We start from the raw sequence: 22,221 nt of genomic DNA, 5'->3' as shown, positions 1-22,221 counted from the left end.
ATGGATCACTCATAAACACTGTACCTTGGTTAGGGGCCAAGTGGTTGTACGCCTCAGGAAGAGAGGGATGTTGATTCCGCCATGCCTTTGTTACCTCGGCTCAGCCAGCTTACACGCCAGCGGGATTGCATGAAGAGAACCAGGAACAGGGAAGCTGCTGCAATCAGGCTAAGAATGACAAAACCTGGTGTATAGGATTGATAGCTGCTATACAGTTGACCGAGAATCAGCGGCAGTGCATACCCGCCCAATCCGCCAGCGGCACCTACAATACCTGTCATCAGACCAATCTCGTTACCGAAGCGTTGCGGAACCAGTTGGAACACCGAGCCATTTCCGGCTCCCAGACACATCATACCGAGGAACAACATGACTACTACAACAGGAAGCGGTGGCATGAAGGATACTCCGATTAACATGATGCAGGCTCCTGTGTACAGGAAAGTCAACATACGGGTTCCGCCAATTTTGTCCGCGAGATAACCCCCTACAGGCCGGAAGAAACTGCCTGCGATTACACAGAATGTGGTAATGTCAGCGGCACGAACAGGAGAGAGCCCATACTGGGTGTTGAAGAAGATGGTGAGATAGTTACATAATCCAACGAAGCCACCAAAGGTCACACAATAGAAGGCACAGAATACCCAAGCATCTTTTTGTTTAAGCAGACTTCCATATTGGGACAATTTCTTGGGTTCAGGCCGGTTAGGGCTATTCTTGGCAAAGATAGAAAAGAGGATGAATACAATAACGATCGGTATAATAGCAAGTCCGAACACAACTTCCCAGCTGCCAAAATGCGTAGCCAAGCGATTGGCAAACAACGTCGCGAGTACGGTTCCGCTGTTACCCGCCCCGGCAATACCCATGGCCAGACCCTGATGCTCCTTGCCATACCATTGGCCTGCCAGAGGTAGCGCAGCAGCAAAGGAGGCGCCTGCAACACCAAGCAAGAGTGCCACCACGTACAGTTGGCTTAAAGAGTCGACCCATAACCAGCCGAGTAACAAAGGAACTAAGGTGACGAGCATCCCGATCTGTGCGGTCAGTTTCGGACCAATATAATCAGACATGAAGCCAAGCACAAGGCGCAGGATGGAACCGCCGAGAATAGGCAATGCGACCAGATTGGCCTTTTCCAGCGGAGTCATCGGATAATCCAACGCTATGACAACTGCGAGTGGACCAAGCATCCCCCATATCATAAAACTGATGTCAAAATACATAAACGCCCCGAAGAGGGTGGGCTTATGCCCGCTTTTCCAAAAACTTTTGCTCTCCATCATCCATCATCGCTCCTCATCCAATTGAGATCTTCGTGATTTGTCTATGTGCGTGTTGAGGCAGAAAAAGGCCGCAATTCGTCCAGATCTGAACGATTTGCGGCCCCGTTGCCGACAGGCGGTACACGTCATTGTGTTCCCGCATCTGAGTTGATCACAGCACTGTGATTTTGATTCAAATTATAATCAAGAGAAAATGTGTATGTCAACAAAATTTACATGTAATTTTAAATAATTCGTTTTTTAATCGTTATTCGCATTTTTAATGTTAATTTAGTTGACATTATATTGAGATTCCCTTAATCTGAATCTAATATGAATCCACACAAAGGCGTGTGGATTCCGGAGGCAACGGTGCCCTTTTCCGAATCATGGAGAAGGGATTTTTCTGTTTATTTTCAGGTGAGAGAGATAGGGGGGCAGCCCATGAGCAGAAGCAAACTGGTGATTATCGGGAATGGTATGGCTGGAGTGAAATGTGTCGAAGAGATTATCGCACTGGAGCCTGATACGTATGAGATTGTAATCTACGGCAATGAACCCCGTCCCAACTACAATCGGATCATGTTATCAAAAGTATTGCAGGGTGAGCATTCGTTACAGGATATCATTATCAATGATTGGACTTGGTATGCCGAGCATCATATACGGCTATGTACAGGTGAAACGGTACACCGGATTGATACCCGTGGAAAATATATAGAGACGGAATCCGGACTAAAAGAAACCTATGATGTTCTGATTCTGGCGACAGGGTCTTCACCTTTTATCCCACCGATTCCGGGGATTGATAAAGAGCGGGTCATGTCCTTCCGAACGATTGATGATTGTACGCGCATGTCTGATTATTCTAAAACCTATCGCAAGGCCGCCGTCATTGGTGGTGGATTGCTTGGGCTGGAGGCTGCGCGCGGGTTACTGCATCTGGGCATGGAAGCTGTGGTGGTACATAACGCACATTACATTATGAACCGGCAGTTGGATGAGAAGGCTGCCGCGATGCTTCAACAAGAACTTGAAGGGCAGGGGATGTCCTTTCTTTTGGCCAAAAATACGCAAAAAATCACCGGACGATCGCAGGCGCGGGGGCTGCTCTTCACAGATGGTTCCAAGCTTGAAGCTCAGGTTGTCATTGTCGCTGTAGGGATTCGGCCAAATGTAGATCTGGCCAGACGAAGCGGAATCGCCACCAATCGGGCAATTATGGTAGATGACTATATGCGCACCAGTGTACCTGATATATACGCAGTTGGGGAATGTGCTGAACATCGGGGAATCAGTTATGGTCTGGTTGCCCCCTTATACGAACAGGGGAAGGTGCTCGCACGTACGCTCTGTGGACAGGAAACGCCTGAATACAAAGGATCAATTCCATACTCACAGTTGAAGGTATCGGGGGTTGATGTTTTCTCGGTGGGTGAGATCAGTGGGGAAGGCATGCAGACCGCAATTCAACATCTGGATTGCATTCAAGGCACATACAAAAAGGTACTGATGCAGGCTGGCAAAGTGCGTGGAGCCATTTTATTTGGAGATACAACCGAAGGAACGGCATTGCTTGGACTGGTGCAACGAGGCGCAGATGTGGCGGAATTGACTCCACGTGAAGGGGCTCCGGACCCGGCTGAGATGGCTGCTGCGGCATTACCGGCTCAGGAAACCGTATGTGCCTGCAACAATGTGACCAAGGCTGCCATTATGAACGCTATTCAGGAACAGGGTCTCGAGACGGCAGATCAGGTGAAGGAGCAGACCAAGGCGTCAGGTTCATGCGGTGGCTGTCGTCCTATGGTGGCTGCTCTATTGAAACATACGCATAATCTGAAAAATAACGGGGGTACTGGCGTGGTAGCCCCACCAGATAAACCTGCTCCAATGCCTGTTTGCAGTTGTACGGAGCTTGGGCATGCAGAGCTGAAGGAAATCCTGGCTGACATCGATGTTCTGGAGACAGGGCTACCAGAGATATCTTTGATCTTGCAGAAGCTGGGTTGGGGTTCGGAGCTTGGCTGCACGGTATGTCGCCCCGTAATTCATTATTACTTACAGGTATCCGGTGGAACGATGGTTGTTCGAGAGATAGAAGTTCACTCAGAGGTTCAGGTGCGCTGGGATGATCAGATCCCGATATCATCCTATGCAAGAAATGCCAGGGGGCTGGCTGCACAGCTTCGTGCGAGTTGGATCGGCGCTGCGATGCCGTCGGCGGTGAATATGGGAGTTGCACCAGGGCCTGGTTCGTTGGTGAGCGCACTGGTGCAGGATATTGGCTTGCTGGCTTCACCAGCTGGGTGGGAGATCTATGCAGGAGGTCATGCAGAGCATCCGGTCAAACAAGGTGGCTTGCTCGGGGTGGCTGAAACAGCGGTGCAGGCGGCGACACTCGCATCAGCGTGCCTTCAATGGTATCGCCAAACTGCTTGGTATGATGAGCCGTTATGGGCATGGACGGAGCGATTGGGATTCATGTCGATTCGGGAAACGCTGCTGGATGACCAGTTACAGAAGGAACTGGCAGTTACACTTCAAGCTGATATATATAGATGAAAGGCGGGGATGGAAAGATGGGATTATCCGTGAGTTCAGAACCAACAGCCTCTAGGCTCTATGTAAAGGAAACCCAGTGTCCGTATTGCAGTGTGCAGTGCAAGATGACTGTTGAAGAACTGGCCGCACCTGTCGCAGGCCAGCGTCGTGGTGAGTATACGGTTCAGGGCGTTCCGAATGAAGCCTCTCAGGGTAGGCTCTGTGTGAAAGGCATGAATGCTCATCAACATGCGCTCAGTGGTCAACGATTAATGCATCCACTCATTCGTCGCAACGGTGAGCTTGAACCCTGTTCCTGGGAGGAGGCCATTCAGACCATCGCAGAGCGGTTTCAGGACTTGAGGGATTTATACGGAGCAGATACGGTCGGAGTATACGGAGGCGGATCTCTGACAAATGAAACAGCCTATCTGCTCGGCAAGTTCGCCAGAGTTGCATTGGGGACGAAATACATCGACTATAATGGACGGTTCTGCATGTCAGCTGCGGCTTCAGCTGGAAGTAAAGTGTTGGGGATGGATCGTGGATTGACGTTCCGACTGTCCGATATTCCGAAGGCGGGCTGCATTGTACTTGCAGGTACCAATATTGCAGAATGCCAACCTACCCTTCTGCCGTACTTTAATCAGGCGAAGGAGAACGGAGCCTTCATTATCGTTATTGATCCACGCAAGACGGCAACCGCTGCCATTGCCGATCTTCACTTGCAGGTGAAGCCTGGCATGGATGCTCTGCTGGCGGATACCATGTTGAAGGTGATTATGGATGCCGGATTGATAGACCCTCATTTTATAGGCGAACGAACGCATGGTTACGAGCAAATGATACAAGGGTTGGCTGATCTGCAACTCGAACAGGCGGCACAAGCGTGCGGGGTTGATCTGGCGCTGATTTGTCAGGCGGCGATGGCATACGGTGAGGCAGAGACAGGCATGATCATGACAGCACGTGGTGTGGAGCAGCAGACGGATGGACATATGGCAGTGAGACACTTTTTGAACCTGGTGCTGGCGACTGGAAAAATTGGTAGAGAAGGCTGCGGATATGGTGCAATCACAGGTCAAGGCAATGGGCAGGGCGGACGGGAGCATGGGCAGAAGGCTGACCAGCTGCCGGGCTATCGATCCATTGAAAATGAAGCCGATCGTGCCTATGTGGCATCCGTCTGGGGTGTGGACCCTGCAAGTTTGCCAGGCAAAGGGGTATCCGCCTACGAGATGATGGAGAAGGTCCATGATCAGGAGATTCGGGCGTTGCTTGTAATGGGCTCCAACCCGGTCGTATCCAACCCCAATGTGCGTTTGGTGGAAGAAGGTCTGCGCAAGCTGGACTTTCTGATCGTGGCAGATATGTTCCTGTCCGAGACAGCACGCATGGCTGATCTGGTTCTCCCGGTTACATCTTATATGGAGAATGAAGGTACACTGACCAATCTGGAGGGGCGTGTTCTGCTCCGTGAACAGGGGCGGCCTGCGCCGGGAGAAACGCTTGATGATTGGGATATATTATGCCGGATTGCCGCACAATTGGGTAAAGCTTCTTATTTTAAATATGACACTGCTGAGGATATCTTTAATGAGCTTCGGGTGGCGAGTCGTGGCGGAGTGGCTGATTACTATGGCATTACCTATGAGCGTTTGCGTAACGAGAAAGGGGTATACTGGCCGTGTTCTGCCCTGGAGGATCAGGGAGAAGGACTACTGTTCGGTGAACGATTCGCTCACCCGGACGGCAAAGCGGCATTCACATTTGAATCCAGCCCGGGTTGGAATGACATATCTTCGGAGTTCCCCTTAATTCTCACCAATGGGCGTGTGCTGCCTCATTATCTTACAGGGGTGCAGACACATCGAAGTCCGGCACTGGCAGCTCGTGAATTGGAGAACTTTGTTGAACTTCACCCGGCTACTGCTGCCCGTTATCGTATTCACGATGGAGAGTGGGTAGAGATTCAATCGACGTACGGAAGCTTCACGGTTCGTTCGCGCATCAAGGATTCCATTCGAGAGGATACCTTGTTCGTGCCGATGCATTGGGGCGGCATTCAGAATGTGAATCGGGCCACCAGACCGGAGCTGGACCCGTTCTGCCGGATGCCTGGGTTCAAGACAGCGGCCGTAACCATTCGACCGTTGCGTCTGGCGAGATGATTCATGCAGGTTTCAGTTTATAAAGGTTCTCAGGCGTCATAAGCTGTTCTAATGGTAGCTTAGCGGCTGCGCAGTCCATATTTATATGAGACTGTGCGGCTTTTTTTGCGTATATGTACGCAAGTAGGCCATAGTTCCGTGGTTCCACGTAAACATGAGGATTGGCTCATGAATATGGATTGAATTTTAGTTATGATGTTCATTAGGGGTACATATGTACGTATTTTAACTTTTATTTAGAGATGGATAGTCATTTCGAGTTTAGGTTATTCCGCATCGTGGTATAGATATCAGGGCTTATGGAAGCTTCTTCAAATAGAGCAGGACAAGGGAGGGAATGCAGTGAACGTATGGATAACGGTAAAAAGTCTGGGCAAACGCAAGCCGGTACTTGCCAAGCAAGCTGCCGAACTTCCGGAAACAACTCATACGTTAAGGCAGCTCATTGAGAACATGGTGGCTCTGCAAGTAAAAGCGCATCAGGACAAGAAACAACAGGCTGAATTGCTCGCCTACCTGATGCCGGATGATATTGAGGCGCAAGGAGCGGCGGGAAAAGTCGGGTTTGGCTCAGTATACAATGAGGGTGTTCCTGATCTGAATGTTGCGATGGAGACAGCTATAACCGCCTATGAGGATGGGTTATATAAAGTATTTCTCAACGATGAAGAATTGCAGGAGCTGGATGAGTCACTTGTTGTAAAAGACGGAGATAACGTGGTGTTTATTCGTTTTACAATGCTTGCCGGACGTCTGTGGTAGAGAGCGATGAAGGAGGAGAACAGGATGAATCAGGAAGAGCAAGTACAGGTGTATATGGATGGATTGCAGGAAAGAGTCAAGTCGTTAACAGGGGTACAGCTTGAGCTGGCAGGCTATGTTGTGGAGATCGCCGGGTCTACGTATTTACGCGGAGACGAAAAGATGTTTTTGAATACGGATAAGTTGCTTGGAAGGTTGGCCGCAGAAACGCAGAAACCATTATTCGAGCCACTACTGGATGTGCTCCAGCATCTGGCTAGCGAGTCATTGGTTGCACGATTCCGTTATATTGCAGAGCGTGCGACTCGTTTCCCATACAGTAACAACTATGAACGCCGCCCTTTCCGCACATCCGATCCGGAGCAGCATGTAGAACAAGTCATCCGTAAACTGATGGGATTGTTCCGTATGGAAATGAAAAATTTCTCCCTGGAAGAATATGTGTCACTTCGTGAGTACAAGCTGGATTATCTGCATGAGATCCGTTGGGTTCTGGCGGATTGTATCGCTTATGAACTGGATCATCAGGGAGGAGATATGAAGCAGGCGCTGCATGATATTATCTATGGTGACAATCAGACGGCACTGTTAACCCATGAAATGATCAAAGGTATATTCATGAGCGATCAGGCGGATGCCTATCAGATGGTGGGTGAGCTGCTCGTTGCAGCAAGGTTGCAAGAAGGGCTGCGCCAAAGCATTGTGGAGCGGATGGATGAAGGGACACTGGAAGCCTATATTTACATATTAAAAATCATTATCGACAACAACCTGATTCGTTTCAGTTCCGTGGTAAGAGCGCTTGCCGTATGGACGGGGATCGGCATAGAAGCAGCCAACCAGCGTGTTGCCGCACAGTTGATTGAACAGGCCTATCAGGCGCTTGTGCAACCAGAAGTACGCGAGGCCTGGCAGCAGGAAGCTAACGGCAACAAACTCTTTATCAGTCTTTGGGCGACAGCGGCCATTGAAGAGAATGAATTGAAGAGCAAGATAATCGAGATTATGGATCAAGGTCAGTTATATCAGAAGATTGTTGCCCAATACGTACTGGCTAACAGCCAGAACAGGGAGCTTCGTTTGCACATTGCACGTCGTTATCTGGAGGCGCAGGACACCGAGTTGATGCACTGGATTGTGACCAACTATGATGCGATGTATATGTACAACTGGAGTTTTGAGAATGGAGAGAATCAGCGTAGCGTCTACGTGTGGCCATTGCCTGCTCTTGGAGAAAAGGCCTTGCGGCGTCAGGACTTTGATCGGTTCAAACAGATGCTGGCTGCCATTCCAAAAGGCGGATCAGGTGGACCATCGGGTGTACTTGAGTATGTTCACTACCGGATTGATACGGATGATGTAGTCAAGAAAATGTTATATTTGGCCGCTTATGATATGGACCCGGAATGGATCGGGGAGGTCATCGCAATCAAGGACCGTTTAAGCCCGGAACTGCGCGGAGAACTGTTGTCCCAGTTTGTTCAGCATCCCGATAATGAGGTGCAAAGACAGTTTGTGTTTGAGAGTTTGTCTGATAAAAGCATCAGTAATCGGGAGAATGCACTCGCCAAAGCGAAGCTGCTCACGTTGACGGTGGATGAGATGAAACAGATGGAGGCGTTGATGAAGCTCAAAACAGGCTCACTTCGTCAGAAGGTCATTCATGTATTGTTACTGCAACCCGTGGACCAATTGGAGGTCTCGCTGAAGCGACTTTTGCAGGCCAAGAGTGAACTGCAGCGCTTGGGTGCGCTAGAATTATTGACCGAGATTGCGGCAGATCCAGAGCGGATAGATCAGCAGGAGCAATTGCAGCCATTGGCGCAGCTGATTGAGACACCCACTGCCAAGGAACAGAAACTACTGGATAAGCTGACCGATCAGGGGAGTCGTTATACAGCTTCTAATGGATTTGGTTTATTTGATCCGAAGCGACGTGAGCCATTGCTGGATGAGAAGCGTGATCTCAAGGGCCATAATCCGAAGGATATCTTTACACTCTCTCTGGATAAGACCAGACCATTTCTGGAGGGACTTAGTGAATTAGTGCATGAACACAGGGATTATGAGTATGAAGTGGAATACTACGCTGGCTATAAAGACACATTGTTAGTCGGAGCGAGTCTTCGCTCCAAGGTTCCGTATGGAGAGCGGAATGAAATGAAGCAGATGGAACAATTTCCGCTTCATGACGTATGGGAGAACTATATTCAACATGCCGGGTTCAGCAGTGTGGAACTGATGCAGCTATACATGGCTATACAGCTCGGGGAGTTCAATGGCAATTTGAGCGACCATTACAGTTATTTCCGTGAGCAGTATGACTATGACGAATTGCAGAAGATTCCGTTATTGGAAGGCTGGCGCAAGTCGTTTGCCGAACAGATCTATCCTCTGGATGACATCGAAAAGCTGCAGCAGATGCTGGATTCGTTAACGTATAAGGATCAGGTAGTGGCACTGATATCGGCGGCATTTCAGGATAGCGATCCGATCGACACGTTTGAAATAGCTGAGAAAACCTGGGCCTCCATCATCTCAAGTATGCCTGCTGATCGACTCGAAAAAGAGTCAGGCATGCTTCATATTCTGACTGGACCTTGGAATTATGTAGTTCGTGGCAAAATCCATGACGATAACAGCTTCAAACGTTTCTTCCAGACAGCTTACCAGTTCACCAGTCTTGTAGAGAGTAGTCAACCGCTGTCTTTACTGTCACTTGAAGATTTCCTGCGTGCGTACCAGTTGAACCTGATTGATGATCAAGAGATATATCGACAGGTGCTGGTCGGTGAGAATCGTCTGTTGTTTATTCGGGACTTAACATCCACTCGTACAGAAATGATCGCGAGTGATCCGAAGCTTGTTCAATTGCGAGATGCGGTGGTCGATCGCATTCTGGAGATTGAGCTGACCCGGGGAGAACTCTCTACAGAAGTAAGCACACTTGCCATGAAACTGGATCGAATTGAAGGCATGGAACACTGGGTACATCTGGTCTCTGCGATGGATCAGGATACATTTGTCCGTGGATATATCTATAGCTATGGAGACAACACAATACGTAAAGAGACGTTTAGCTATCTAATTCAGAATTGTCATCCACGGGATGGAGAAGATGATATGCGTCTTGGGGAGTTGCTCCATAAGTATCCGGTGAATGAGAAAAAATTGCTGGAAGCAGCCATGTACGCCCCGCAGTGGATGGAGATTGTAGCGAAACATCTGGGATGGGAAGGTCTACGCAGTGCAGCCTGGTACTTCCATGCTCATATTAATGAACGCTTTACTGCGGAGAAAGAAACCATCGTGGCCCACTATTCTCCAATCTCACCACAGGACTTCAATGAAGGTGCGTTTGATATCGCTTGGTTCGAAGAAGCCTATGCTGCTGTCGGGGAGGAACGATTCAATCTGTTATACGATTGTGCCAAGTACATTTCCGGGGGATCTAACCACCGCAGATCCCAATTGTTCGCAGATGCTGCACTGGGCAAGCTTCGATTGGACGATATGCGTGAGTCCGTGTCAGACAAGCGAAACAAGGATCATTTGTTAACTTACAGTTTGATTCCATTCGCTGTAAATCGGGAACAGGATCTGCGTGAGCGATACGACTTCATTCAGAAGTTCCTGATGCAGAGCAAACAATTCGGTGCACAACGCCGTGCCAGTGAAGGTGTGGCATCACAGATTGCACTGGGCAATCTTGCTCGTAATGCAGGTTATGCCGATGTTACGCGGCTGATGTGGGACATGGAAGCACGTAAGTTGGATGAGATGAAATCCTTCTTTGAACCTCATGCATTGGATGCTGACACGACGGCACAATTGGTCATTGATGAGGAAGGCCAACCCGAGATGGTTATCGTTAGCAAAGGCAAGACACTCAAGTCTGTACCTGCCCGGTTCAAAAAAGATGGATATATCGCTGAACTAAAAGAGCTGAAATCGGATCTGGTGGATCAGTATCGCCGGGCACGACAGGAGCTGGAACGTTCGATGACTGCTGGAACGTCCTTTACACGTCAGGAAATTGCCAGACTGATGCAAAATCCGGTTATATATCCGCTGGTAAGAACACTTGTATTCCAGTCAGGTGACAAGACGGGGAGATTCGATGTATCGTCCAGTGGTTTGGTTGCTCCAGGACCGGAGGGTACGATCCAGGCACTAGCGGAACAGGATCAACTGTTGATTGCTCATCCGCTTCATCTGTATCAGAGCGGAAGCTGGAGTGAATTCCAGCGGGATCTGTTCACCCGTCAGGAGCGTCAGCCGTTCAAGCAGGTATTCCGTGAGCTATATCTTCCTAACGAGGACGAATTGGCTAATGGTACGGTGTCCCGCCGATATGCCGGGTATCAGATCCAACCGAAAAAAGCAGTAGCGCTGCTTAAAGGACGCCAATGGACTGTCAGTTATGAGGAAGGTCTGCAGAAGGTAAGCTATGAGCACAATCTGATCGCGAATCTCTATGCCATGGCAGATTGGTTCTCACCCGCAGATACCGAAGCACCTACCTTGGAGACGGTGCAGTTCTACGATCGCAAGAGCTACAAACCTGTAGCGCTGCAAGATGTGCCGCTGACGTTCTTCTCGGAAGTCATGCGTGATATCGATCTGGTGGTCAGCGTTGCACATGTGGGAGGCGTAGATCCGGAAGCCAGCCTGACAACAATCGAGATGCGTCACGTCATTGTGAACGAGTCGTTGCGTCTGCTGAAGATCAACAATGTACGTCTGGACGGGAATTACGCACGAATTGATGGTGAATTGGGTGAGTATGCTGTTCATCTGGGGAGTGGTAATGTGATCAAACAAGCCACAGGTGCACTTCATATTGTTCCGGTGCACAGTCAGCATCGGGGTCGAATCTTCCTGCCATTCCTCGATGAAGATCCGAGAACGGCTGAGATTCTGTCCAAGGTGATGTTGCTTGCCGAAGATAAAAAGATCAAGGACCCGCAGATTCTTGCGCAGTTACAGAACTAGGAAACCAGATGTGGGTATGGACGCAGATTCGTTTTGGTATGCATTACCTTCCCAATCTGCCACAATCTTTCGTTGGATTGCGTAATTGGTAGAAGGATGTTGACTTAAAATTAGCCATTATGGGTACAGATTGAATGATGGACATGATAAAATAAACGTAGAGTTATTTCAAATTTGAGTATCAAACAAGTCCGATCTTAGGATCGGGCTTTTACATAACCTTTTACTGTTAATAGAAAAAGGAGAATACGTTGGACATGTTAGTCGTTGCATATCGGGAACAAGATCATGACAAGTTGGTCGAGATCTGGGAGAGTGCTGTTCGGGCAACCCATTGGTTAACTACGGGATATAATGACCACGAAGAGGAGTGTGCAGGATGACACAAATTAAGGTGACACCGGAACAACTGGAGACGGTCAGTGGGCAGTTCGCTCAGGCACATCAGCAATTATCGGGATTCATGTCCACATTGGACGGCAAGATGAGTGACATGCGCAGCAATTGGGACGGGATGGAACGGGAACGCTTCTATAACGATTATTCAACGGCTCAAGGCACGATGAAATCTGTTCTGGAACTGGTTCTGTCCATTCAGTCGGAGCTTAAGAAGATTGCCGAGCGTTTCCGCACGACAGATGAAGAGGCGGTGAGCCAGGAACTTATGGCGGCTTTGACCGCGGCACAGACACTTACAACCATGGGGAAACAAAAAGGTGACGGCCCAGGCAAGACGTCAGGCCCACCGGAGAATATGGATGAATGGGATAAGAAGGATGCTGAGAATTACCAAAACTATGAGGAAATGCTGAAGAAAGCTAAAGAGATGGGCGACGAAGAACTGGCGCAGCAGATTCAGGCCAGTATGAACATCATTCGGCTTCAGTATGAAGATGTAATCTATCAGACTGACCCCAATACGGGTAAGACGGTAAAAATTACCGAGGATTCCATCGTAGGTACCTATCAGGTGAAGAGCGACAAGGGTGAAACCACCACTGTTAGCCTGGACAAACAGGGGAACGTCGTGGATTACAACAAAAATACGGACAAGTATGAATATTGGGAGCAAACGCATACGACCAGTGAAGGGGAGCACATCTTTGGCAAAGGAGCACAAACGGCTACAGCCTATGGGATTGGTCTGTTACTGACAAGCAAGACGGGCTCTGCCTTCACGGAACACGCCACAGGATTGGGGTCTTCCTTTGTTGCGGACAAGTTCCTGTTCTCTGTGCCGGAAGAAGGCGAGACACGTACGATGATCTACCGGACCAACAAGGAGACGGGTAAAATCGAAAATATGATCGTGGTCACGCGCGGCGACAACGATATTGAATATACTCCGTGGCGGGAGTACTTCTAAGCCACGGATAGGGTTGGCAAGCGGGCAACACAGGGCTACCTGATTGCGGCCTGCTTGCCGACCCACCGCATGGAGCCATGTGGTTGTATATCACATGGCTATGCGTGTGGAGGGCAGGCGGCTTATCCGTGAGCCTGCCTATAGAGAAACACCCCGGCAACCTTTTCCCTGAGATGGGAAGGATGCCGGGGTGTTTTGGATTCTTCTTACCGATTAGCCACGGTCGAAGGACCGGGCCGGAAGGATGGCTTTTTTTGCCAGAGATTAATGTGTCTCTTCATCCAGGAACGGTTTATTCACCGCATAATACATAAAGCCCATCAGCAGCACACCACCCACCAGATTACCCAAGGTCACGGGAACCAGATTGTGAAGCACACCTTCAAATGAAATCGTCCCCGGATGGTTCAGCACAAGTGCAATCGCGAACGTACACATATTGGCAATGCTGTGCTCGTATCCCGAGATGAAGAAGCAGAACACAAAGAGCATCATGGCAAACATTTTGGCTCCATTCTCCTTCATGAACATCGGGACAAAGAACGCCATACATACAAGCCAGTTACACAGGATTCCCCGGAAAAAGAGCTGCATGGTCGGAACTTCCATCTTATGCTCCACCACGCTTAACAGAAAACCATTCACCTGAGACGAGTCGAACAATCCGGTCAGGTAGATTAACAAGGCAAACACAGCTGCGCCCATCAGGTTACCGCTATAACTCGCAATCCACAGTTTGATCACTTCGAACCAGCGCAGTTTCTTGCGCAGCGCCGCATACGTGTAATAAAACGTATTGCCCGTGAACAGGTCACCCCCGCCATAGGCAATCAAAATGATGGCCGCGCCAAACGTAATTGCCGCCATCGGATAGGTAAATGGGGACTGCTCCATATAAAAGAAGTTACCTGTCTTAAACGCCACGATGACGCCGAATCCGATAAACATACTGGCCAGCATGGAGCGTGCAAGGTACCTGATTAAGCTTTGCTTGTAAATCTTGTGTTTCTTCAGGGCTAGTTGTTCCACGTTGCGTAAAGCTTCCGTTTCCATAATTCTCCTCCAATAGCATGGTGTCTTGCTTACCATTATAACGAAATTATGGAAATTGGGGAGGGGGTAGCTTGGTTTATTGATTATTAATTCGTTGTTTCGAATGCAGTACCCGCATTGCAGAAGAGCCAAAGTCAGGATCGGATTGAAGCGATTCTAACGCGTATGCAGCACCATTAACTTGTTGATGTGCAACAAGAATAGCAAAGGCCGCTCCTCTGACTAATATGTAGTAGTTTTTCTTCTCGGCTGATTTCGTTAAAATCAGGGTGTTCATTGTTGTTATTATGATTTAAATCAGACATGTCATACATATCCTACCGTTCACCTCCTGAAAAATATTAAGAATGGGGCGGAAGCAGGATCGGACGGGAAGCCAAGGCTTCTTCCACAATCTGTTCAGGCGTCATGTCTCGATCATCCCAGAAAATCAAATTACTGATCTCCGCATGTGGAACCTGCTGCTGTAGCTCCGTTAACATGTCATCCAACTCGGCTTCCGTTCCTTCAGAGTCCATCAGTTTGCGAACCAATTCTACCAAATGTAATCTATTGTCCATATCGATACCTCCTGAAAGATTCATAGTGTGAACAAACTAGTCATTTCATGGGTTGATTCAATGGATCATACGTAATGATCACCGGTAAAAATTTGGGCTCAAGCATCAGACTAATGCGTTGTTCGTCTTGATCAGTATAAGAAATGATATAGTTTCCGAAATGAGACTCGTAGATGAAGTCTTGGAATTGAAAGGAATGTTCGGGATACTTTATCTTCACATATAACGTAGTAACTCCTCGGGCTAAGGTTTCTTTTAACATAGGAATTTGGGCCACAATGATAATAGCAATAAGGACAATTAGTATACGTTTAGCGAGACGGATCAGATGGATTCACCCCATTATCTAAATCAATTTTCAACAATTCATGAAGGCCCATCTCAAAATAGATATCACTCCATAAGGATAGCCAAATTACCAAATTGCTCGCCTTTTTCCATACGTTCGAACGCTTTCGCTGCGTCCTGTAACGGATATACGCCATCAATTACAGGATGTATGTCATGTTGCTCCACCCATTGCAGCATCTGGATAAACTCCTCACGGCTGCCCATAGAGGTGCCGATCAGACTGATCTGCGGGAAGAAGATAGAGCGAATGGGTAGGGTCAGATCATCCCCCGAACTTGCACCATACATCACGATACGTCCACCTGGTCTGATTATATCAAAATATTTGGGGAACATGGCTTGTCCGATGCTATCCAAGATGATGTCCACAGGTTCCAGATCGTTCTGCGTACTCCAATCGGCATGACTATCCAATGCATGGGTAGCACCCAAGCGCAGTGCCTCATTTCTTTTGGCTTCACTTCTGGAGGTGACGGTCACCGTGGCACCAGCCGCTACTGCCATGAGCAGGGCATAGGTTGCAACACCACCGCCAATACCGGGAATGAGCACATGTTCACCTTTCTTCAATATGCCGCGAGTAAATAAGGCGCGATAGGCTGTAAGCGCGGAAAGGGACAGTACGCCTGCTTCCTCCCAGGATAGGTGGGCTGGCTTAGGCAGGGCATTTTCAGCAGGCAACGTTATATATTGCGCGAGCGTTCCATCCGTAGGGCCACCAACAATATCGGGTACGATCGGCACTTCAGATGCATGTTCCCAACCGAGCGTAGGATGGATAATGACTTCATCTCCTATTGCGAACCCTCTTACGCTTTCGCCAATCGCTACGATAATACCTGCTCCATCGGAACCGGGAATGAGCGGGGTGTCCTGGGTTCCGCGTCCTGCCATGATGAATAGATCCCGATGGTTGATACCAGCGGATTTTAATTGAATCTGCACTTCCCCGGCTTCTGGTACCCGAGATGTTGACTCTGTATATTGAAGACCTGCAAGGCCGCTCTGGCCTGAATGAACGATAGCTTTCATATTCAATATTCCTCCTGTCTATGTAGCCAGACTTCACTACTGAGCCTCATTGTACAGACGGAGCAGATTCACGTAAAATGAACAAAAATGATTGTCAGTATCATTAAAAATAATAGATAAGCACTTTGCATGAATCGGATGATGCAGAATGCCGATATAACGACGAGCAGGTGATCAGGGTATGGATGCAGGTGATTTGAAAATATTTCAGGCGGTTGCCCGCGAAGGTAGTATCAGTAAAGCTGCGCTCTCACTTAATTATGTGCAGTCCAATGTAACAGCACGGATTAAACAGTTGGAGACCCAACTGCAAGTACCGCTATTTCATCGTTCCAATCGGGGGATGTCGCTTACACCAGCAGGCGAGAACCTGCTTGGGTATGCGGATCGAATTTTGGAATTATTATATGAAGCAGAGCAGGCCACACAAGTGGGTAACCCACCAGCTGGTATGCTTCGTCTAGGTGCCATAGAGACAGCAGCTTCCACTTTTCTGACGCCGTTATTGGCTGAATATACTTCATGCTACCCGGAGGTACATCATTCGCTTGTCACGGGTGGGACGCATGAATTGAACCAGAAGGTTATCCAATATGAATTGCATGGAGCCTTAATATATGGCCCGATTGATCATCCTGAGCTGAACTATATGAAGATGTATGACGAGGAATTGGTGTTGATCGCTGAACCTGGAGTACATGAGATGTACACGTTACTGTCCAGGCCGATGTTGTTTTTTGAGATCGGATGCACTCATCGCACTCAGGCGGAATCCTTTTTGAACGATCAGGGTATCCACACGCTTAACATCATGGAATATGGAACACTGGACACGATTCTGAATGGTGTATCTGCCGGGCTCGGTGTATCATTGTTGCCACGCTCTTCGGTTACCAAAGCAGAATTAAGAGGCGAGATCGCGGTGATGTCTTTGCCGGATCCCTATTGCCGGTTGGAAGTAGGATTTGTGTATTCCCGTGGTGAACATATATCTAGTGCGCTCAGCGCATTGGTTGAGATTATTACAGAACCAGAACTATAAAGGAGTGAGTGATCTTGGAGGATACTACGTTAACGCTCGCGGAAGCATTTAGTCAGGCAGACTTTATTGTAGGTGGTCATGGCAGTCGCCGAGTGAAGGTACTTCAGAACGTACTGGACCAGATCGATGGGGAGTTGTTCAGTGACCACTACGGGAACGGCCCACTCATTGAAGAATTTCAGCAACAGATGGCTGACGTTCTCGGCAAGGAATCGGCGGTGTTTTTCCCAAGCGGAACGATGGCGCAGCAGATTGCATTACGGATCTGGTGTGACCGCAAAGGAGTAAAGCGAGTAGCTTACCACCCTCTATGTCATCTGGAAATCCATGAGGAAGACGGACTGAAAGAGTTGCACCAGATTGAATCGCTTTTGCTGGCGGACAAGGACCGTTTGATTCGATTGGAAGATGTACAAGCGCTTGATCAGGACATTGCCTGTCTGCTGTTGGAACTGCCACAACGTGAGATTGGTGGGCAATTACCGGCGTATGAAGAACTGGAAGCGATCTCGGCCTATTGCCGTGAACGCGGGATTAAGCTGCATCTGGACGGGGCACGCCTGTTTGAGATCACTCCTTATTATGAGAAAACGCCTGCGGAGATTTGCAGTCTGTTTGATACGGTGTATGTTTCCTTTTACAAAGGCATTGGAGGTATTGCGGGGGCTATATTGGCGGGTGATCCGGATGTGATGCAAGAATCGAAAGTATGGAAACGTCGGCACGGTGGAGATCTTATCGGCCTGTATCCGTATATTCTGAGTTCTCAGTATTATTTCAATGAACGGATTGGCAAAATGGAGCTGTATTACGAGCAGGCTCAAGAACTTGCCTCCCTACTGAATGCGTGTCACGGGATACATACATTGCCCGAGGTGCCAGTATCGAATATGTTCCATGTTCACTTTGCGCTAGCTGCGGACGAAGTCGAACCGATTCTTGTGCAAATGGCTAAGCAGCATGACATTGCAATAACTTCTTATTTGAACAAGACGAGTGGGAATAGCTGTTCTTTTGAATATTCTGCAGGTGATCGTTATGGGCAAGCTCCTCAGGACAAGCTGCGTGCAGCACTGGAATGGCTGGATCAAGAGTTGCGTAAACAGGTGAGATAAGAAGTTGATTTTAATGCTCGACTCTTGTTTGGGTAAGGTGTTGCGCTTCAAGGAGAACTATTGAATTCACAACGGCTGATCAGTGGAGAAAGGTAACTAAAAGGGGGAGTTCAAGTGACGTCGATAGAATTGGAACCGATTCGTGATCTTTTGGTGAAGGCCTACGATACATCAATGGGAGATGGGTGTACTCCTGAAGCACAACAGAGCATTGAGGATTTTGAGCAAAAGTATAATGTGAAATTGCCCACAGCGTATCGCGCACTTTTACTTGAATTCGGTGCATGTAACTTCGGCGACCCTGCCTTGTATTCGGTGAAAGAACTGAGCTGGGCTTATCCGGATTTTTTGGAAGTATACCGTGAATATGAGAAAGAATACGAGCTGCCAGCTGACCTCCAGCCTTTCCCGATTGGTGGATTTGGTGAAGGAAGTACGGCTATACTGGATCAAAATTCAGGCAAGGTGCTGATGTTGATCCACGATGCAGGGGAAACTCCTCTGCGGGAAATTGCTGTGGACTTTAATGAATTGATGACTATGCTGGCTGAGTCGGCAATCTGGGTTCAGGAACAGATGAATTAACAAGGTAGACGGAAGGATGCGCAATCGGCTTATGGATATTCGAAAGTTAAGATACTTTATCACGGTGGCAGAAGAACTTCATTTCCACCGTGCAGCGGAAAAATTAAATATGACGCAACCACCGCTGAGCCAGCAGATTCAGAATTTAGAGGATGAGCTTGGCGTGAAGCTGTTGGAGCGCACCAGAAAAATGGTTCGTCTCACCCCGGCAGGTGCGGTATTTCTGGAACAGGCCAGGCTAATCATGGCCCAGCTCGAACGATCCATTCAGCTTACGCAAAAAGCAGATCAGGGCATCATCGGGCATATAACCATAGCCTTTGTGGATTCGGCTTCGGGGAGCATTATGGTGGATGTTCTTAGGAAATTTCGCTCTGCATATCCGCAGATTGAATTGACGCTGCGTGAGATGACTTCGTCCCAACAATTGCAGGCACTGGAAGACGGACAAATCCATATTGGATTTTTGAGATATCAGGAAGATACTCGTCATGTCTCGTTCCGCCCCTGCCAGATGGAAACGTTGATTGCCGTATTGCCAGATCATCACCCGTTGGCTTCTCAGACTCAAGTTTCAATTCGAGAACTGGCGGATGAAGATTTTATTTTATTCCCAAGGCATCTCGGCTCTCCGTTCCATCGTCTCGTTCTCGATTATTGCAGGGAGCATGGCGTAGACCCTCGGATTACACAGGAAGCGATCCAGATGTATACGATTGTGAATCTCGTTGCGGCGGGCATGGGCGTTTCTATTGTTCCGTCATCGGTGGATGTGTTCCAGCGTAAGGGTGTAGTCTTTCTTCCATTAGAAGAAAATCCGCCCTCCGTACCGTTGTACACGGCATGGCGGACGGATATGAATCAGGAAGTGATATCCCGCTTTATGAGCATTGTTGATGGGGAATATGAGTTGCGCTAAAGGTTATTTACACTTACACTGCGATGACAGAACAACCTTCCAATCGCTGTTATCCCCAGATTTTTTTCGATCCCTTTTCTCAAGGGGAAAATCTGGTGATAAAGGCGAACGCTCCGCTTTTTCAGGTTTTTTCTGTCCTCTCCGTTATCGTGTAAATGATTAGTACAACTTAGTATGTTGTGAGTAGTAAAAAAAGAAACTATCCCGTCTTGGTCGGATCACGCTCAATCCATGGATTCAATATTTCATCAATACGAGTCATGATCGCAGGGTCCAGTTTCACACCAGAAGCTTTTACATTCTCCAATACCTGCTCTGGCCGGGATGCACCGATAATGACGGAACTGACATACGTATGCTGAAGAACCCACGCCACAGCGAGTTGGGGGAGAGTTAGACCAATCTCTTTAGCGAGTGGAACAAGCTGTTGCACAGCGGTAAGAACATCTTCACGTAACCACTGTCCAGCCAGTTTATTGAAAAAGGGTGCTCCTGCCTCAGCAGCTGCACGTGATCCGGTGGGCAATGCTGCGTTAGGCGCATATTTTCCTGATAGTATACCCTGAGCAAGAGGAGACCATGTGATCTGTCCAAGTCCTGCTTGGTCGCTTGCAGGCACCACTTCTTGCTCAATCACACGCCATAACATCGAATATTGGGGCTGACTTGCAATGAAGGGTATATGAAGTTCCTTCGCCAAAGCGGCTCCTCGTGCAATCTGATCCGCGTTCCATTCACTTACGCCAATGTAATGAACTTTGCCCTGACGCACCAGATCGGAGAATGCCAGAAACGTCTCTTCCAGCGGAGTGTTGTAGTCATAACGGTGAGCGTAATAGACATCGATATAATCCGTCTGTAAGCGACGTAATGAACCATTGCAGGCTTCCATAATGTGTTTCCGGGAAAGTCCGCGGTCATTATGACCTGTGCCGGTTGGGTGACAGACTTTGGTGCATAGTTCAATACTTTCTCTTCGTATATCCTTAAGAGCCTGTCCCAGTACGGACTCTGCCTTGGTATTGGAGTACACATCTGCGGTATCAAATGTGGTAATACCTGCATCCAACGCGGTTCGCACACAAGCTTCTGCTATTCCATCCTCGACTTGCGCTCCATGCGTAATCCAGTTGCCGAGTGAAATCTCACTGACGGTTAATCCACTGTTTCCTAATTTGCGATATTCCATTCATGTCGCCTCCCTAAGTCATCTGGACTCCATTGTAACAATGGCAGATTAATAGGTGAAATATCTTTTAACCTCATCTTTGATACGAAAAAAGTATCAGTGAATCTACATTTTCTCCTGGAGGTATTTGCGATAGAGAGCAGGCGTAATTTCCTCGAACTTTTTGAATATTTTGATAAAATATCCCGATTCATTAAATCCCAGCTCATCACTGATCTGTGAGACAGGCATGTCGGTGACCTCCAGCAATTGCTTGGCCCACTTTATCTTGAGTTTTGCCAGATAGGTGGTGAAGTTCTCGCCCGTTTCCTTAGCAAACAGTCTGCTGAAATAACTCGGACTCAGGTGGCATAGATCGGCCATTTGTTTGAGTGAAACTTGTTCACTCTTGTGACTGTGAATGTATTCAAAAGCAGGCTGAAGCACCGGGCTGGAGCTTTCCGTGTCACTTGGGCTGTTCTTCAGATAAGCATCCGCTATCGCATTGGTCATCTCTTTTTTGATCGACTCGATATTACGAATGGAGTAACCCGGCAGAATGGTGGAGAGGTTTAGAGTCTCCTGATTGCCTGAAGCTTTTTCGAACATTTCAACTAACAGATTTTTGTTTAGCGCTTCTTCCACAATGTAGTTGCAGAGCAGGGATAACATGTTAGAGATTTTCACAATCTCTTCATAGGTCATCACAGGTAGCTGGGCGTAATCATCCTTTAATTCCTCCAGCTTGGCTGCATGCATGGGTACGTTTTTGGACGTGACAATTTGCTCCAAGTCGCTACCCTTTTCCGGATCGGCGAGTTTCACTTGTCCTGCCATGACGGCACCGATATATTTGCCATCAATCGTGATTGGAATCGCGATATCTATAATATTGAAATGGCATAGATACACATAAGGTTCATTCAACCGAACGGCTTCCAGACCACCTCGGGAATCACATTTTTGGCAGTAGGGGAGAAGCTCCGGGTCTTTACGCACATTCTGGCAGAAAGCCTGACAGCTACTGTGACTGGTTACGGGAATGCCTTTATAATCAACGGTGAGGATCGCCAGTTTGGTTACTGTTGCGAGAGAATCTTGTAGGCGCTTCCATTTATTAAGGTCGAGAATTTTGTTGATATGCAGATATTCTTTAATCATTGGATGAAACCTCCATGGCTAACCTGATTCATAATTTAGGCCGTTAAAAGTTAGCAAGTTGTACATATTAAGATGTAATGATGACGGGTAATGTATAATGGGAGGTCAAAATTCAACCATCTCATGACAATA

General features: G+C 48.1%; 16 protein-coding genes. 10 read left to right on the top strand and 6 right to left on the bottom strand.

The annotated features are described in order from the left end of the window. Positions 1-53: 53 nt before the first annotated feature. A complete protein-coding gene (locus J2Z28_RS09055; protein ID WP_047844097.1) occupies positions 54-1,283 on the bottom strand; it encodes a nitrate/nitrite transporter in 1,230 nt (409 codons plus the stop codon). 426 nt (positions 1,284-1,709) lie between these two features. Between J2Z28_RS09055 and nirB the strand changes: the two genes are divergently transcribed. The 6 genes from nirB to J2Z28_RS09030 all read left to right on the top strand — a co-directional run bounded on the left by nirB (position 1,710) and on the right by J2Z28_RS09030 (position 13,103). Beyond that, positions 1,710-3,830 carry a nitrite reductase large subunit NirB gene (gene nirB, locus J2Z28_RS09050; RefSeq protein ID WP_211082013.1) on the top strand — a complete coding sequence of 707 codons (2,121 nt, stop codon included), beginning with the start codon at positions 1,710-1,712 and terminating at the stop codon, positions 3,828-3,830. 17 nt (positions 3,831-3,847) lie between these two features. Beyond that, the gene (gene nasC, locus J2Z28_RS09045; RefSeq protein ID WP_211082012.1) at positions 3,848-5,980 is read left to right on the top strand and encodes an assimilatory nitrate reductase catalytic subunit NasC; all 2,133 of its coding nucleotides are present in this window, start codon (positions 3,848-3,850) and stop codon (positions 5,978-5,980) included. Positions 5,981-6,322: 342 nt separating this feature from the next. Continuing rightward, a complete protein-coding gene (locus J2Z28_RS09040; protein WP_211082011.1) occupies positions 6,323-6,742 on the top strand; it encodes a hypothetical protein in 420 nt (139 codons plus the stop codon). Positions 6,743-6,766: 24 nt separating this feature from the next. Beyond that, a complete protein-coding gene (locus J2Z28_RS09035; protein ID WP_211082010.1) occupies positions 6,767-11,737 on the top strand; it encodes a DUF4132 domain-containing protein in 4,971 nt (1,656 codons plus the stop codon). A gap of 257 nt (positions 11,738-11,994) precedes the next feature. Continuing rightward, the gene (locus tag J2Z28_RS31475; RefSeq protein ID WP_280530813.1) at positions 11,995-12,120 is read left to right on the top strand and encodes a hypothetical protein; all 126 of its coding nucleotides are present in this window, start codon (positions 11,995-11,997) and stop codon (positions 12,118-12,120) included. After that, on the top strand, positions 12,117-13,103 hold the full coding sequence (locus tag J2Z28_RS09030) for a WXG100 family type VII secretion target (protein ID WP_211082009.1): 987 nt from the start codon (positions 12,117-12,119) through the stop codon (positions 13,101-13,103). The genes J2Z28_RS31475 and J2Z28_RS09030 overlap by 4 nt, the downstream gene beginning before the upstream one ends. Before the next feature lie 264 nt (positions 13,104-13,367). Here the strand turns inward: J2Z28_RS09030 and J2Z28_RS09025 are convergent, their stop codons facing one another. From J2Z28_RS09025 to J2Z28_RS09015, 3 genes are all read right to left on the bottom strand, one after another. Beyond that, on the bottom strand, positions 13,368-14,156 hold the full coding sequence (locus J2Z28_RS09025) for a formate/nitrite transporter family protein (protein ID WP_017690511.1): 789 nt from the start codon (positions 14,154-14,156) through the stop codon (positions 13,368-13,370). A gap of 341 nt (positions 14,157-14,497) precedes the next feature. Continuing rightward, entirely contained in the window at positions 14,498-14,716 is a 219-nt protein-coding gene (locus J2Z28_RS09020) for a bacteriocin immunity protein (protein WP_211082008.1), read from the bottom strand. Between the two features lie 393 nt (positions 14,717-15,109). Continuing rightward, a complete protein-coding gene (locus J2Z28_RS09015) occupies positions 15,110-16,099 on the bottom strand; it encodes a quinone oxidoreductase family protein (protein WP_211082007.1) in 990 nt (329 codons plus the stop codon). Positions 16,100-16,280: 181 nt separating this feature from the next. On the opposite strand from J2Z28_RS09015, the gene J2Z28_RS09010 reads away from it, so the two are divergent. The 4 genes from J2Z28_RS09010 (at position 16,281) to J2Z28_RS08995 (ending at position 19,760) form a co-directional block, all read left to right on the top strand. Next, on the top strand, positions 16,281-17,141 hold the full coding sequence (locus tag J2Z28_RS09010) for a LysR family transcriptional regulator (RefSeq protein WP_211082006.1): 861 nt from the start codon (positions 16,281-16,283) through the stop codon (positions 17,139-17,141). A gap of 14 nt (positions 17,142-17,155) precedes the next feature. Further along, positions 17,156-18,256 (top strand): threonine aldolase family protein, encoded by a 1,101-nt coding sequence (locus J2Z28_RS09005; RefSeq protein WP_211082005.1) that lies wholly within the window; start codon positions 17,156-17,158, stop codon positions 18,254-18,256. Positions 18,257-18,370: 114 nt separating this feature from the next. Continuing rightward, a complete protein-coding gene (locus tag J2Z28_RS09000) occupies positions 18,371-18,841 on the top strand; it encodes an SMI1/KNR4 family protein (RefSeq protein WP_211082004.1) in 471 nt (156 codons plus the stop codon). A 31-nt stretch (positions 18,842-18,872) separates the two neighbouring features. Beyond that, the gene (locus tag J2Z28_RS08995) at positions 18,873-19,760 is read left to right on the top strand and encodes a LysR family transcriptional regulator (protein WP_211082003.1); all 888 of its coding nucleotides are present in this window, start codon (positions 18,873-18,875) and stop codon (positions 19,758-19,760) included. A 199-nt stretch (positions 19,761-19,959) separates the two neighbouring features. Here J2Z28_RS08995 and J2Z28_RS08990 read toward each other — a convergent pair whose 3' ends face one another. Together J2Z28_RS08990 and J2Z28_RS08985 are read right to left on the bottom strand one after the other, a co-directional pair. Beyond that, positions 19,960-20,949 (bottom strand): aldo/keto reductase family protein, encoded by a 990-nt coding sequence (locus tag J2Z28_RS08990; protein ID WP_211082002.1) that lies wholly within the window; start codon positions 20,947-20,949, stop codon positions 19,960-19,962. A gap of 105 nt (positions 20,950-21,054) precedes the next feature. After that, complete coding sequence (locus J2Z28_RS08985; protein ID WP_036606178.1) at positions 21,055-22,089, bottom strand: PocR ligand-binding domain-containing protein; 1,035 nt, start codon at positions 22,087-22,089, stop codon at positions 21,055-21,057. Positions 22,090-22,221 lie beyond the last annotated feature (132 nt).

Source organism: Paenibacillus xylanexedens (assembly GCF_017874615.1).
Lineage (GTDB): Bacteria > Bacillota > Bacilli > Paenibacillales > Paenibacillaceae > Paenibacillus > Paenibacillus xylanexedens.
Note: the sequence above shows the minus strand (reverse complement) of the source record. Positions and strands in the feature narration are given on the sequence as shown.